The following is a 13,938-nucleotide window of genomic DNA, read 5'->3' on the forward strand; positions in this document are numbered from 1 at the left end:
GCTCCTGTCTCCGCCGCGGCCGGTTTCACGGTTCGCGCGGTGGCCGACCGTCTCGGCATCCCGACCGCGACCCTGCGGAGCTGGAATCGCCGGTACGGCATCGGTCCCGCCCAGGACCGGCCCGGCCGCCATCGGCTCTACACCGACACCGATATCGCTGTGCTCGAGCACATGCTCGAGCTGATCGGCGGGGGCGCGAGTCCCGCCGGGGCCGCGGCGGCGGCCCGTGGACCCGCGCCTGCCCTCGGTGACCGTGCCGGCCTGCTCGACGCGGCGTTCGCGCTGGACACCACCACCGTCTGTGCCCATCTGGACGCCCATGTGCGGGCTCATGGCGTCGTACAGACCTGGGAGGCCCTGTGCCGCCCCGCGTTCACCGATATCGTCGCGCGCCAGGGCGGCGGTGAGGGCTGCATCGACGTCGAACACCTGCTGTCGTGGTCCATCGCGGCGGTCATGCAGCAGGTGAGACCGGCGCGCAGCAGCGCGCCCGTGCTGCTCGCGTGCACCAGCGGCGAAACGCATTCGCTCCCGCTCGATGTGCTGCGTGCCGCTTTGGCGCAGGCCGGGGTCGGTGCGCGCATGCTGGGCGCTGACGTGCCTACGGTCGCGTTGTCCGATGCGCTCGCCCGGCATTCGAACGAGGCCTCGGTTTTGCTGTGGTCGCAACGTGAGTCGACCGCGTTGACCTCGGCGGTGCTCGCCTGCGCGGGGTCCGGCGCCCGGGTGCTCGTCGGCGGGCCGGGCTGGGACGCCGTGCTGTTGCCCGACACGGTCGAGCGGATCGGTAGCCTGACGGCCGCGGTCGACGCGCTGCGCTGAATGCGTTCGGGGACATCATGTTTGCGCCTCGGTGTCGCCGATCAACCGCGCTCCCGGCTGGACACAACCGCGCGATCTGACCTGGCGACCATCGAACGATGCGCAGGCGATGCGATACAGGAACTAGTCGACTTCCACGTCGGCGTACGCGCTGACACGCATTGTCCGCTCGCGACGACCGGCGCCGGACCGTGTCAGCCCGCCGTCCGCCCCAGCAGGTGCCGCAGCGTCTGCTCCAAATCCTCGCTCCGGAAGAGGTGCCCGGCCTTCGTCAGCTGGGTCGGCGTCACCCGCTGACTGGCCTCGGCGAGTTCACGCGCGCCCTGCTTGCCCAGCAGTACCGCCGGGCCGAAGCTCGGAACCGGCAGCAGCGCCGGACGATGCAGCACTCGCGCCAGCACGCGGGTGTACTCGCTGTTGCGAACCGGCTGTGGCGCAACGGCATTGACCGGACCGGCCAGCGTGTCGTCCCAGAGGGCGCGGTGGTAGACATCGACGAGATCGTCGATACCGATCCATGACAACCACTGCCGGCCGTCCCCGATCCGACCGCCGAGACCGGCGCCGAACAACGGCCGCAGCAACCGCAGGGTGCCCCCACGCGGAGACTGCACGATGCCGGTACGCACCCGCACGACCCGGACTCCGCCCACCGCGGCGGGCTCGCACGCGTCCTCCCACTGTTCGACCACATCGGCCAGGAATCCGTCACCGCGCTCGGACTTCTCGGTCAGCGCCTGCTCGCCACGGTCATAGCCGTAATAACCGATGGCGGAGGCGCTGACGAAGGTTTCGACGCCCGAGGCCGCGGCCAGCTCGGCGAGCCGCCGGGTCGGCTCGATGCGGCTGTCAGCCACCACACGCCGGTGCGCGGCGGTGAATCGGCCCGCGATCGACGCCCCGGCCAGATGCACCACGGCATCGATGTCGGCGAGCAGGTCGGCGGCGGGCGCGTCGGGGTCCCACTGTCGTTCGTCGGGATGCTGTGCGCGATGGCGGACCAACCGCACCACGCGGTGGCCGCCGGTGCTGAGGAAGGCGCTCAGCGCGGAGCCGACCAACCCTGACGCGCCGGTCATCGCGATCGTCGTGGTCGGCAGGCCGGCCTGCGCCGCACGGCGGTGGCTCGCCAGATCGTCGGTGAGCTGGCGATAGCGGTACTCGAACATCGGCCGCAACACCGACTCCGGAATCGGCGTCCGCACCCGATCGATGACACGGGTGTGCGTGGCGTCGACCTCGGCGAACTCGTGGATATGCTGCCACGGCAACAGCCGGGAGACCGGCAACGAGGCCGGTCCGCCCGCCGCGACGGCATCGGCGAACCGCTCGGGCGGCCGATACTGCTCGGGGTCGTGTTGAGCGATCCAGCGCAGCCCGCCGGGCAGGCCGAGCACCGCTCGCCCGGTGGCCAGCGAATCGGCTTCGGAGATCAGGGTGACCGGCTGCCACGGTGGCGCCAATCGCGTGAACGCACCGCGACGGGCGAACCAGGCGAAAACGTCGGATCGGGGTGTTGCAACGATGTCAGAACACTCGATGCCCATCCCTCGACTGTAGTCACGATCCGCCGTGATCCATGGCTCCCATGTCCATGTCCATCAGCGCAGGTGCGGGTTGCTGCCCGGGGGCCAGCACCAGGAACTGGCCCATCATGCCCTGGTCTTCGTGGTGGAGCAGGTGGCAGTGGTACATGTACGGATAGGTGGGGTCGGTGTGGTCGGCGAAGTGCATGGCCAGGGTGTAGGTGGCGCCCGGGGTCGTGTAGACGGTGTCCTTCCAGCCGGAAAGAGCTGGGGGAGGCGGTGTTCCGTCGACGGCGACGATCTGGAATTGGACGTCGTGGACGTGGAAGTTGTGGGGCCAGTTGTCTTTGTTGCGGACCGTCCAGACTTCGGTGGTGTCGACGGGAATGGTCATGTCGATGCGATTCATGTCCATGCGGCGATTGTTGATCATGAACCATTGGAGGTCGAACGAACGGGTCGGTGGGGTGGTCGCGGCGGCGAGGGCGGGCATCGGGATCAGCGTCGCCGGTAGTGCGGCGGAGGGTCGCACAGTGGCGCCGGCACGCAGTGTCAGGATGTCGAGGGTGTCGTCGAAACCGAACTCGCCCGCGCGGTCGATACCCGCGCGCTCGGTGATCGGCAGCGACCGTAACGTGACGTTCTCGCCCGGACTCAGGGCGACCACCAGCTCGACACGCTCGCCGGGGCTGACCTGAATCCGCTTCAGCGCAACGGGTTCGGCGAGCAGACCGCCGTCGGTGGCGATGAGCTGGAACGTTCTGCCGTCGCCGAAGGCGAGCTGGTAGAGCCGGCCCGACGAGCCGTTGAGGATCCGCAACCGGACCCGGTCGGTGGTGACGGGCAGGTGGGCGTTCGCGATGCCGTTGGTGACGATCGTGTCGCCGAGCAGGCCGACATCGGTGGCGTCGGAATCGTCGAGGGCGCCGTCGGCGGTGAACCGGCGGTCCTGGATCACCAGCGGAATGTCGTCGACGCCATAGTCTTTCGGCAGATCCAGGGCGTCCGACGCGTCGTCGTCGATCAGGAAGAAGCCGGAAAGGCCGCGCTGGACATGCTTTTCGGTCGCGCCGTGCGGATGTGGGTGGTACCAGAGTGTCGCGGCCTGCTGCTGCACGGTCCATTGCGGCGCCCACTGGGCACCCGGCGCGATCATCTGATGGGGGCCACCATCGAACTTCGCGGGCAGGTGCATGCCGTGCCAGTGCACCGACGTGGGTTCGGGCAGGTCGTTGGTGATGGTGAAGGCCACCTTCTCGCCGCGTCGAGCCCGCACGGTGGGTCCGAGGACCGAACCGCTGTACCCCCATGTCGGGGTCTGCTTGCCCCGGATCATCTCGGTCGTGCCCGGCTGGGCCCGCAGCGTGAATCGGCGGACGCCGTCCGCGCCGGTGGTGGATGCTGCCAGCGGTGGGATCGGCAACGGTCGCGTCGACCCGGGTGCCGAATCAGGTGCCGAGGGGCGGATCGAACACCCGGCCGCGTACGCCACCGGTGCGAGGGCGAGCCCGGTGAGAAATCCTCGTCGCGAGACCACGTGTGCTCCTTCTGTGCGGGAACCTCCAGCTTCGTTCGGGGGCGGCGGCGGGGACTCCGCCGAACGGCCCGACTCGGTCCGCCGGATTCCACCCGCGCGGCCCTTGCGCGCACGCGGTTCGCCTGGTACCCGAGCCGATCCAGAACGGCTCGCCGATCGAGCCCCCTCGCGGATCGCGCCCGCTCTCGCACGGGCGCGCCGACCGCCTACTCGCGCGGTCCGAACCACTCGGTCGCTTACCGTGGGGGCGTGATCGACATCCGCGCCCACCGCGACTGGCGAGGGCTGCTGCGGTGGCTGCCGCTGGCGCTGATCCCGGTGTTGCTGCTGGCCAGCACCTACCCGGGCCAGTACCGCGTGCCACCGCACTACTGGCTGCTGGCGATGACCGCGGCCGTGGTGTTTCTGGCCGGCGCTCGGTGGCCGCTCGCGGTGTCGCTCGCGCTGTCGGCGCTGGCCGTGCCGATGCTGCGCACCGATGCCTGGGGAGTGTCCGGGCTGGCGCCGTACCTCGGCGCGGTGGCCCTGGTCGATGTGGTGGCGCGCACCCACCGGTGGTCGACGGTCGCGGTGTCGACCGCGGGCTGGGCCGCGGCTGTGACGCTCGGGCGGGTCGGCCTCCACGACAACTCGATCGGGCGGGCGTCGACCCTCGTCGAGGCCGCGGCATACGTGGGACTTCCGTTGCTGCTCGGGTTGTACCTGCGGGGGCAGCGTGACCTGGCGCAGAATCTGCGCGTGCGCGCCGAGGAGGCGCAAGCGCGTACCCGCCTCGACGAGCGCGCCGCGCTGGCGCGGGAACTCCACGATGTGGTCGCTCACCACATGGCCTCGATCGTGCTGCGGACCTCGGTGGCGGGACATGTTGTGCGCGAAGCCGATCCGCGGGTGGTCGCGGTGCTCGACGATGTGCGCGACACCGCGGCCGATGCGCTCGCCGACATTCGCCGCTTGCTCGCCGCCCTGCGCGATCCGGCCCTCGGCACGGTCGCCTTGGTCGACTCCGACGCGGTCACGACCGAGGTCGAGGCCGCGCTCGCTCGGGCTCGTGCTGCCGGGTTCACTGTCGTGACCGAAATCGACACCGACCTCGGCGGACTCGACGCGATCAGCAGGCTCACGCTGTTGCGTCTGGTCCAGGAATCGCTGACCAACGTGATGAAACACGCGGCTCGTGATGTGCCGGTACGGTTCGCAATTCTCCGGTGCGAAGGCGGGGTCACCATCGAAGTCGTCAACGGCGGACGCGACGGGGCGGCGGCGCCTCCTGGGCACGGAATCGTCGGGATGCGTGAGCGCGCCGAACTCGCCGGAGGCACTCTCACCGTCGGTACGGTCGCGAACGGCGACGCGACGTGGACAGTGCGCGCTCGGCTGCCGGACACCACGAGGGGAATGGGGCTGTCGTGATCACGGTCTTGCTGGTCGACGATCAGCGCCTTGTGCGCGCGGGCCTGCGGATGCTCATCGAGGACACCACCGACCTCACTGTCGTCGGGGAGGCGGCCGACGGTGTCGCGGCGGTGCGGCTCTACGCCGAGCTCGCGCCCGACCTGGTCGTGATGGACCTGCGGATGCCAGGACTCGACGGTGTCGCGGCGACCCGGCAGATCCTGGCCGCGTCACCACGCGCGAAAGTGCTGGTGCTGACCACTTTCGACGATGACGAACACCTGTTTCCCGCGCTGTCGGCCGGGGCCGCGGGCTATTTCGTCAAGGACACCGAGCCCGCCGTGCTGCTCGACGCGATCCGGCGCACGGTGGAGGGCGATCTGATGTTCTCGCCCGCGCTGCTGCGCCGCCTGGTCGATCGGGCGCTCGCGGCGCCGTCGGCGCTGGTCCGCACTCCTGATCTGACGCCACGGGAGCTCGACGTCCTTCGTCTCGTGGCCCAGGGGTACGGCAACCAGGAGATCGCTGACCAGCTCCACCTGGGCGTCAGCACCGTCAAGACCCACATCGCCAACCTGCTCGGCAAGACCGGCACCGACAACCGTGTTCGCCTCGCCGTCTACGCGGCAGAGGTCATCGGCCGCTGATATCTCGAGAGTGAGATAAGTCATCGTTAACTAAGTCAACATTAAGATATATTCCCTCTGTCAGGCAGTCGGATTGTCGTGCAGGAGGATTGGTCATGCGGATCGCGGTGTTCGGAGCTGGTGGGGCCGTCGGCAGTCGGGTCGTCGCCGCTGAGCCGAACCCCGGAGTTCCCGGCCGAACTCGCGGCGATCGCACAGGCGTGCGCCGATCAGCTCGCCGCGTGCCGATCGGACGCAGCGGCGGACTGGACCTTTCTGAGCCCGCCCGCTGATCTGATTCCGGGGGAGCGCACCGGTGACTACCGGGTCGGTGCCGACGAACTGCTGGTCGACGCGGACGGCGTCTCGGCGATCTCCATGGAGGGCTTCGCGGTGGCATTGCTCGACGAGGCGGAGCGGCCCGCTCATCGACGGGCCCGATTCACCGTCGCGGCACGATGATTCACCGAATCGGCGTTGTGTTCGGTGACAAATCGGTAAGAAACCGGTAACGACAGTGTGATCCGGCCCGATATTGTGACGAGCCGCACTGAGCGGTCGGTTTTCGCATGGAGGTTGGATCGGTGAGGTGCCGCAGCGCGGTTTCGGCGGTGCTCGTCGTGGTGGGCTCGATGACGGGCGTCAGCGGGGCGCACGCGCAAGAGCCGGAACCGATTGTCGCGGTGGTGAATCAGACCGTCACAATCGATGGTTCGCGGGCCGAGGTGACCTCGATCGACGGTCGGCAGGTGACCGTACGGATCCACTCGGCCGCCATGGGTCGCGAGGTCTCGGTGAAGGTTCAGCGCCCCGGCGACACGTCGGTGCCGCGGCCGTCGCTGTATCTGGTGAACGGCGCGGGCGGCGGCGAAGACACTGCCACCTGGGAACAGAACACCGATGTCGTCGACTTCTTGGCGGGCAAGGACGTCAACGTCGTCATGCCGATCGGTGGCGCGTGGAGTTACTACACCGACTGGCGCGAGCCGGATCCGATGCTGGGCGTGAACAAATGGCGGACCTTCTTCCTCGACGAACTGCCCACGCTCGTCGACACGATGTTCGCCACGACGGGGCGCAACGCGATCGCGGCGAACTCGATGACGGCCACCTCCGTGTTACAGCTCGCGATCGCGAAGCCGGGCCTGTTCCGCACCGTGGCCGCCTACAGCGGCTGCGCCCAGATCAGCGACCCGGTGGGCAGGCAGTTCGTCAATGTCGTGGTCGGAACCGGCGGCGGCGACGCGTCGAACATGTACGGACCGCCCGGCGATCCGGCCTGGGCGGCCAACGACCCTGTCGTCAACGCCGAGGGCCTGCGCGGGACCAAGCTCTACGTCTCGAACGGCAACGGACTACCCGGCGAGTTCGACAAGCTCGGTGACTCGCACCTGGTGACCTGGGGCCCGGTCGGGTTGGCCAACCAGATCGTCGTCGGCGGCGTCATCGAGGCCACGACCCGCTGGTGCACCAAGAACCTGCAGAATCGCCTGGAAGAACTGGACATTCCGGCGACCTTCGACCTGTCGACCCAGGGCACCCACTCGTGGGGCTACTGGCAGAAGGCCTTCAAGAACTCCTGGCCGCTGCTGGCCGAGGGGATGGAGATCCCCGCCTGATCAGTCGAGCTCGAACAACCGGGCCGCATTGTCGTGGCAGACCTTGCGCAGCCACTCCGCACCGAGGTCGAGGCGTTCCAGCGCGGCGACGGACTCGGCGTAGGGATACGGGATATTGGGGAAGTCGCTGCCGAACAGAATGCGATCGGCGAAGCGGCGCAGGCGTTCTCGTTCGGCGGGCGGGAAGGGCGCATCGCCTTCGCTGAAATCGGTCCACACCATGGTGGTGTCGAGGTAGAGCCGCGGGTACTGCTCGGCCAGGTCGAGGAACTCGCTGTACTCGGGGGTCCCCATGTGCGCGATGATCAAGCGCAGGGTCGGGAAGCGCCGCAGGAGTTCGGCGATGGGCGCGGGCCCGGTGAATTCGCCGGGGGCGGGGCCCGATCCACAGTGGATCAGAACGGGCGTGCCGGTTTCGGCCAGGATCGCCCACACCGGGTCGAGCAGCGGATCCAAGGGCGAGAACGCGCCGACCTGGATGTGCACCTTGAACACTCGCGCGCCACGGTCGATGGCCTCGCGAACGTAGCGTGGCGCGTCCGGCTCGGGGTAGAAGGTGGCGGTGTGCAGGCAATCGGGGGTCCGTGCGGCGAACTCGGCGGTCCAGTCGTTGAGCCAGGCGCCCATCTCCGGTTTGTGCGGGTACACCAGGGAGGTGAACGCCCGGATGCCGAAGTCGCGCAGGGTCTTCAGGCGCACCTGTTCGTCGTCGCGATACGTGATCGGCCACGGCCGGCCCGTCAGTGGCCCCGCGGTGTCGAAGTAGGCCCAGACCTTGCGCATCACCTGGTCGGGCATGAAGTGGGTGTGGACGTCGATGATCGCGGGCAGCTGGTAGCGCGCGCGGAAGTCGGCGAGGTAGGCGACAGTGTCTACGGTCATGACTGCTCCGGGTAGAGGCGGCGGGCCAGGGCGCCGACGCGGGTGACGAGGCGTTCGAAGAAGACGGCGGGGTCGGTGCCGATCACGATGTCGGCGTTGGGTTCTCGGCCCCACATGCCCGCCCAGTCGGCGACCGTGGTGGCACGGGTGATGGTGCCGGCCAGTTCCACGTCGACGGTGGCCGGGCGGGTGGTCACCGAGGTCGGGTCGAGCGCGACCGCGGCCGCGAACGGGTCGTGCATGTGGGCCAGATATCCCAGGTCGTACTGGTGGTGGAAGTCGAAATAGAACCGCACCGCGTCGGTGAGATAGCGGATGATCGGATTGCTGGCCGCCGAACGGAATTCGGGGGGATCACCCGCTCCGACATGCTCGATCGGCGCGCTGCGTGCCGCCTGTGCGAGCAGGGCGAGGTGTTCGGGCAGCATCTCGATGGACTCGGTGATATCCAGCGCGCACACCAGCGGCCTGCGCTCCGGTGGCGCCGCCGAGAAGGCGTCGAACACTTCTTTGGCCGCTTCGGGGTCGACGTGGATGTTCCACTCGTTGGTCGGCGTCGTATTGCCGGGGTGGTTGAACGCGCCGCCCATGATGACGAGACGGTTCAGCAGGCGCGGCAGCTCGGGTTCGATGCGCAGGGCCAGTGCGAGATTGGTCAGCGGACCGGTACACAGGCCGATCACCTCGCCCGGCGCGGCGCGAACCAGGTCCACCCAGAGCTGGGCCGCCGATCGAGGCGACAGCGCACGCGAGGACACAGGCAGCACGGCGTAGCCGAGTCCCTGCGGACCGTGGGTGTCCTCGGTGGTGCGCAAGGGCACGGCAAGCGGTTCGGGGGCACCGAGCGCCACCTCGATCTCGGGTGCCCGGCCCAGGTCGAGCATCGCCTGGGTGTTCGCCGCGACCTGGGCGCCGTCCACGTTGCCCGCGGTGGCCGCGATGCCGATGATCTCGGCGTCGTCGCAGGCCAGCAGATACAGGATGGCCAGGGAGTCGTCGATTCCGGTATCGACGTCGAGGATGATCTTCTGCGGCACGTCATCGAGAGTAGCCGCGGACCTGTCGAGGTCCGCGGCCAGTCTGCGGGTGGTCAGTAGGTCGGGAGGGCGAATTCCTCGGTGTGGCCGAAGAAGATCTTCTTGGTGAGCGGACGCATCGGGCGCGACATCATCAGCCGCACGTTCGTCTTGGCGAGCCGCGTCAACAGCGGGGACTTCGGGATCATCATCGCCATGCCGCCACCGGGGATCTCCTTGGCCTTGTCGAGGAACGGCGAGATCGTGTCCTGGTAGCGCTGCTGCGCGGCGGCCAGATCGTCCGGGGTGGCCGCGATCTCGGCGGCCAGGATGTAGGCGCCCACGATGGCCATCGCGGTGCCCATGCCGGTCAGCGGTGAGCCGCAGTAGCCCGCGTCGCCGATCAGTGTCACGCGGCCGACGGACAATTCGGGAACGTCGACGCGGGCGACTTCGTCGAAGTAGAAGTCGGGGGTGGTCTCCATCGCAGCGAGGACGGCGGGAGCATGCCAGCCCGCGTCGCCGATCGTCTTCCTGATCAGCGCGCGCTGGGCGTCGATGTCGCGGCGCAGCGCGGGGTCCGGCTCGGTGCGCATGGTGATGATCGCCTTGGCGGTGCTCGGGTCGGCGTCGGGACGGATGCCGAGCATGGCGCCGGGTACCAGGCGCATGCTGAACCAGCCGGGCTCCACATCGGCAGGCTTGGGCATGGTGAAGAAGGCGCCGTAGCCGCCGAGGTTGGTGCTGAACTTCTCCTCGGGCCCGAAGACCAGTCGCCGCGTCGCCGAGTGGATGCCGTCGGCGCCGATCACCAGGTCGAACCGCTCGGTGGCCCCGGAGGCGAACGTGACGTCCACGCCGGTGTCGTCCTGGACGACCTGGTCGATCCACTCGCCGTAGCGGTAGTCCAGCTGACCGTTGTCGGCGGTGGCCAGCGCGTCGAGGAGCACTTGATTGAGGTCGCCCCGGGTGATCTCGATTTCGGCGACGGCGCCCTGCCCGTCGAAGTCCTCCATCGCCATCCTGGCGTAGATCTTGCCGTCGCCGTCGATGTAGGATATGCCGCGCTCGTCGAGCTGGTACTTGGCGATGCCCTCCCTCAGGCCCATCCGCTCAGCGGCTTCCTTGCTCGGGCCACGCAGGTCGACGGCCTGGCCGCCGGGGCGGGGGACCGCGGCGCGCTCGACCACGGTGGTGCGAATGCCGGTGCGCAGCAACTGGAGTGCGACCGCGTTGCCGGCGATGCCGCCGCCGGAGACGAGAACGTGGAGGGTGCTGGTGATGCTCATGATGGTGGTTCCCGTCTGATGTACGAATGTCTTAGACATATGTCTAACAGAGATTGGCACGTATGTCTAGAACAAATGTCTTAGACGGTCGGGTAGGCTGCTGAGCATGGGAAACAGAGAAGACCTACTGGCGGGGGCGCGCAAAGTGATTCTCGAGCGCGGCGTCGCGAAGGCGACCGCGCGTGATATCGCCGCCGCGGCGGGGGTGAGCCTGGCCGCGATCGGCTACCACTTCGGGTCGAAGGATCGCCTCGTCACCGAGGCGTTGAGCGAGGCGCTCGGCACCGGGATGGGCGATGCGATGGACGAGCTGATCGCCGCGGGCACCGGCAAGTCACCGCTGGAGGGGCTCGCACTGCTGTGGAACGGGATGCCAGAGGTGTTCGCGGGCAATCACGAGGCGATGCTGGCCAGCCTGGAGAACATCGTGCGGATCGTGCGCTCCGACGACGCACGAGCGCAGCTGGGCGACCAGCTGTCCGGGGCGTTCGCCGACCTCGGTGCCCATGTGCAGGCGGCCCACCCCGAGCTCGACGCGGCACAGGCCGCGGCGATCGGGCGGATGTATTTCGTGATCGCCCAGGGGCTCGGGATGCTGTGGCTGCTCGACCCGGGTGAGGTGGCCGTCGATGGTGATCAGCTCACTGTGGCGATCCGGGCGCTCGCGGGGAAGTGACCCGGCTGGTCACGGGCGGTGGTAGTGATCGGGTGCTTCGACCCAGAACGGCTGCGCTGATCCGTAGGGTGGTGCGGGCCAGCGGTAGTCGTCGTAGTCGGCGAATGCCGGTGCGGCCGTGACCAGTTCGCTGTGCGTGACGGTCGACGCCGGGTCCGGCGGTGTCGGCGCGGGGTGGCCGGGGCAGCGGTCGTCCGCGGTCAGGAGCCAGGATGCGGTGCGTGCCAGGGAAACTCGGACGTTGCGGCCGAACCCGTCGTCGGCGCGAGCCAGCAGGGCATCCATGACGGCGGCGGCCAGCAGGTAGCCCGACCCGTGGTCGAGTGCCTGGGCGGGCAGTGCGCCGGGTCGATCGGGCGCTCCCTCGAGCAACGAAATGCCGGACACCGCTTGGACGATGCTGTCGAAGCCCCGTCGCTCGCCCCACGGCCCGCTCGTACCCCAGGCCGAGACCGTGGCCTCGATCAAGCCGGGACGTCCGGCGGCGCGGACACCGGCCGCGGCGAGGGCACCCGGGCGGTAACCGGTGACCAGTACATCGGCCTCGTCGAGGAGGATCTCGAAGGTCGCCAGGTCGGTGCGCAGGTCGAGCAAGGTCGAGCGTTTGCCCTGGCAGTTGTCGGAGAACTGCCAGTCGATTTCGGGCAGGTGCGGTGGGTCGATCCGCAGCACGTCGGCGCCGAGCAAGGCCAGCGTTCGGGTGGCCACCGGGCCCGCGAGGACGCGGGTGAGGTCGAGCACGCGAAGGCCGGTCAGCGGTCGCTCGACGGTAGCGGCGCGCTCGCCCGCACCTGGCCACGATGTGGTGGATGTGCGGGCGTCGCGTGCGTCGACGGCGACCAATGCTCCGAGAGCGGCCGCGCGGCCCATCGGGCTTTCCGCCCATTCGCCCTCGGTGCGGACTCGTGCCGCGATGGCGCCCACAGCCGCGGCGGCATCTTCGATCTCGGCGCCCTTCATCGCGGAAAACCGGGCGGTGAGCTGGGCGGCGTCACCGGCTGCCGGGAGGTCGAGCGCGCGCAGCAAGCGCTCCCGGTGATGTGGGTAGTTCGCGTGGGTGCGCACCCATCCGTCGGCGGAGGGAAAGAAGCCGGACAGCTCGGCGAAGAACGCGGGCGCGCTACCGCCTCGCCGGAACAACCGTTCACTGCTGAACGCCGCGGTCACCCGGTCGGCATCGAGGCGAACGGGGCGCGCGGGCAGGCCGCGTGCGACTCTGACCCGGTTGGCGGCCGCGCTCACTGCCGCGACCGAACCCGCCGCGAGCGCCCACACCGGTAGGGTGGCCGCCAACCGCGCACCGGGATCCGGCACGTCGGCATCGCTCGACGGCGGGAGTCCCAGTCCCGTCTCGTAGGCGTGGACGAGCTGCTGCGCGGTGGTCACATCGACCAGCCTAGTTGCGGTGGAGAGGGTGAGGAGTGTGATGTGGGTGTGAATACGGCTGCGACGGAGTGGGTTCGAATCCTGCGATCGGAGGCGGCGGCCCGCGGGCGGGTGACGTGTTTTCCGCCCGGCGGGGGATCGGCGACCTTCTATCGGGAGTTGGCGCGACACATCGGCGCCGGTGTCGAAGTGACGGCGGTGCAATATCCGGGCAGGCAGGACCGGCTCGGCGATCCGACGATCACCGACCTGCATCTGCTCGCCGACCGGATCGCCGCGGACATCGCGCGGCAGCCGGGACCTGCCCGTGCGCTGTTCGGGCACAGTATGGGCGCGACCGTGGCCTACGAGACCGCACTGCGACTCGCCGCCGCCGGGCAACCGCCCCGCGTCCTCATCGTCTCCGGTCGTCCCGCACCGGAATTCGTCGAAACCGGACAGCTACACAGAGGATCGGACACCGCGCTCATCGACGAGCTGGAGCGGCTGGCGAACGATCCCGCACCGGTGCGACTGCTGCGCACCGAACCGGGCCTGGCCGATCTCGTGCTGCCCGCCGTGCGGGCCGACTACCAGGCGGTCGAGACCTATCGGCGTCGGCCGGGAGCACAGCTGAGCTGCCCGGTCGTCGCCTTGGTGAGTACCGAGGATCCGACGACCACGGTGGCCCAGGCCGAACAGTGGCGTGCGGTCACCGACGGGCCGTTCAACCTGCGCACGTTCGGTGGCGGGCACTTCTACCTCGACGAACAGCACGCCGCGGTGGCGCAGGAGATCACACGGCACGTGAACTGAGCCGGCGCTGGTGCAGGCGCGCGTAGCCCAGCCACGACACGAGCACCGCCAGCGCCGCCAGTGCGCGTACCACGCCGAGCGCGCTGTCGGGGTAGACCACCCCGGTGAGGTAGTGGTCGATGAAGCCGGCGGCGGGCAACTCGCCCACCCCCGCTTGCCTGCGCGCCCAGTTTTCGGCGTAGGTGAGCGGGCAGTCGAAGCCGATCAGGATGGTGCCGAAGCCCCATGCCACGGCCAGTGCGTGCAGGCCGATCGTGCGTGGCCATCGCCACGCCAGGAAGCCACCGGCGACCACGTACGCGATGAACGCGACGTGGGTGACGGCGAGAACGTCGGCCAGCACCCGGAACGGCACCTATTCAGGATATGTAC

Annotated in this window: 14 protein-coding genes; 7 read left to right on the forward strand and 7 right to left on the reverse strand. The window is 69.1% G+C overall.

Features of this window, described 5'->3' with window-relative positions; translation table 11 throughout:
* Positions 1 to 822: MerR family transcriptional regulator (locus tag ACFWF3_RS05935; protein ID WP_379312657.1), on the forward strand; the 822-nt coding region annotated here is incomplete at its 5' end.
* 194 nt (positions 823 to 1,016) lie between these two features.
* Here the strand turns inward: ACFWF3_RS05935 and ACFWF3_RS05940 are convergent.
* Both ACFWF3_RS05940 and ACFWF3_RS05945 read right to left on the reverse strand, forming a co-directional pair.
* On the reverse strand, positions 1,017 to 2,369 hold the full coding sequence (locus tag ACFWF3_RS05940; RefSeq protein WP_379312658.1) for a TIGR01777 family oxidoreductase: 1,353 nt from the start codon (positions 2,367 to 2,369) through the stop codon (positions 1,017 to 1,019).
* 13 nt (positions 2,370 to 2,382) lie between these two features.
* Positions 2,383 to 3,885 (reverse strand): multicopper oxidase family protein, encoded by a 1,503-nt coding sequence (locus tag ACFWF3_RS05945; protein WP_379312659.1) that lies wholly within the window; start codon positions 3,883 to 3,885, stop codon positions 2,383 to 2,385.
* Between the two features lie 249 nt (positions 3,886 to 4,134).
* On the opposite strand from ACFWF3_RS05945, the gene ACFWF3_RS05950 reads away from it, so the two are divergent.
* From ACFWF3_RS05950 to ACFWF3_RS05965, 4 genes are all read left to right on the forward strand, one after another.
* The gene (locus tag ACFWF3_RS05950; RefSeq protein WP_379312660.1) at positions 4,135 to 5,295 is read left to right on the forward strand and encodes a sensor histidine kinase; all 1,161 of its coding nucleotides are present in this window, start codon (positions 4,135 to 4,137) and stop codon (positions 5,293 to 5,295) included.
* The gene (locus tag ACFWF3_RS05955; protein WP_379312662.1) at positions 5,292 to 5,924 is read left to right on the forward strand and encodes a response regulator; all 633 of its coding nucleotides are present in this window, start codon (positions 5,292 to 5,294) and stop codon (positions 5,922 to 5,924) included. The genes ACFWF3_RS05950 and ACFWF3_RS05955 overlap by 4 nt, the downstream gene beginning before the upstream one ends.
* A gap of 120 nt (positions 5,925 to 6,044) precedes the next feature.
* Positions 6,045 to 6,365, forward strand: a complete 321-nt coding sequence (locus ACFWF3_RS05960) for an NAD(P)-dependent oxidoreductase (RefSeq protein ID WP_379312663.1) — start codon at positions 6,045 to 6,047, stop codon at positions 6,363 to 6,365.
* Between the two features lie 107 nt (positions 6,366 to 6,472).
* Positions 6,473 to 7,522, forward strand: a complete 1,050-nt coding sequence (locus ACFWF3_RS05965; protein WP_379312665.1) for an alpha/beta hydrolase — start codon at positions 6,473 to 6,475, stop codon at positions 7,520 to 7,522.
* Here ACFWF3_RS05965 and ACFWF3_RS05970 read toward each other — a convergent pair whose 3' ends face one another.
* From ACFWF3_RS05970 to ACFWF3_RS05980, 3 genes are read right to left on the reverse strand one after another with little or no spacing between them, the layout of a single operon-like run.
* Positions 7,523 to 8,404, reverse strand: coding sequence for an amidohydrolase family protein (locus ACFWF3_RS05970; protein WP_379312666.1), 882 nt, complete (start codon positions 8,402 to 8,404; stop codon positions 7,523 to 7,525).
* On the reverse strand, positions 8,401 to 9,441 hold the full coding sequence (locus ACFWF3_RS05975) for a nucleoside hydrolase (protein ID WP_379312667.1): 1,041 nt from the start codon (positions 9,439 to 9,441) through the stop codon (positions 8,401 to 8,403). The genes ACFWF3_RS05970 and ACFWF3_RS05975 overlap by 4 nt, the downstream gene beginning before the upstream one ends.
* A 53-nt stretch (positions 9,442 to 9,494) precedes the next feature.
* Complete coding sequence (locus ACFWF3_RS05980) at positions 9,495 to 10,709, reverse strand: FAD-dependent monooxygenase (RefSeq protein WP_379312668.1); 1,215 nt, start codon at positions 10,707 to 10,709, stop codon at positions 9,495 to 9,497.
* Between the two features lie 106 nt (positions 10,710 to 10,815).
* Between ACFWF3_RS05980 and ACFWF3_RS05985 the strand changes: the two genes are divergently transcribed.
* A complete protein-coding gene (locus ACFWF3_RS05985) occupies positions 10,816 to 11,385 on the forward strand; it encodes a TetR family transcriptional regulator (protein ID WP_378631336.1) in 570 nt (189 codons plus the stop codon).
* A 9-nt stretch (positions 11,386 to 11,394) separates the two neighbouring features.
* On the opposite strand, the gene ACFWF3_RS05990 is transcribed toward ACFWF3_RS05985, so the two are convergent.
* Positions 11,395 to 12,771, reverse strand: coding sequence for a CoA transferase (locus ACFWF3_RS05990; protein WP_379312669.1), 1,377 nt, complete (start codon positions 12,769 to 12,771; stop codon positions 11,395 to 11,397).
* Between the two features lie 42 nt (positions 12,772 to 12,813).
* Here ACFWF3_RS05990 and ACFWF3_RS05995 point away from each other — a divergent pair, with 42 nt between their 5' ends.
* Positions 12,814 to 13,566: a thioesterase II family protein gene (locus ACFWF3_RS05995; protein ID WP_379312671.1), complete on the forward strand. Its 753-nt coding sequence runs from the start codon at positions 12,814 to 12,816 to the stop codon at positions 13,564 to 13,566.
* Here ACFWF3_RS05995 and ACFWF3_RS06000 read toward each other — a convergent pair.
* Positions 13,547 to 13,921, reverse strand: a complete 375-nt coding sequence (locus tag ACFWF3_RS06000) for a DUF2784 domain-containing protein (protein WP_379312673.1) — start codon at positions 13,919 to 13,921, stop codon at positions 13,547 to 13,549. The two genes, ACFWF3_RS05995 and ACFWF3_RS06000, sit on opposite strands and share 20 nt — an antisense overlap.
* Between the last annotated feature and the right edge of the window lie 17 nt (positions 13,922 to 13,938).

This window comes from Nocardia sp. NPDC060220, assembly GCF_042727815.1.
GTDB lineage: Bacteria > Actinomycetota > Actinomycetes > Mycobacteriales > Mycobacteriaceae > Nocardia.

What these genes read in the sequence shown, in the direction of transcription:
- ACFWF3_RS05940 (WP_379312658.1), bottom strand. Translation starts at nt 2,369, where the DNA reads ATGGGCATCGAGTGTTCTGACATCGTTGCAACACCCCGATCCGACGTT.
- ACFWF3_RS05965 (WP_379312665.1), top strand. Translation starts at nt 6,473, where the DNA reads ATGGAGGTTGGATCGGTGAGGTGCCGCAGCGCGGTTTCGGCGGTGCTC.
- ACFWF3_RS05970 (WP_379312666.1), bottom strand. Translation starts at nt 8,404, where the DNA reads ATGACCGTAGACACTGTCGCCTACCTCGCCGACTTCCGCGCGCGCTAC.
- ACFWF3_RS05980 (WP_379312668.1), bottom strand. Translation starts at nt 10,709, where the DNA reads ATGAGCATCACCAGCACCCTCCACGTTCTCGTCTCCGGCGGCGGCATC.
- ACFWF3_RS05985 (WP_378631336.1), top strand. Translation starts at nt 10,816, where the DNA reads ATGGGAAACAGAGAAGACCTACTGGCGGGGGCGCGCAAAGTGATTCTC.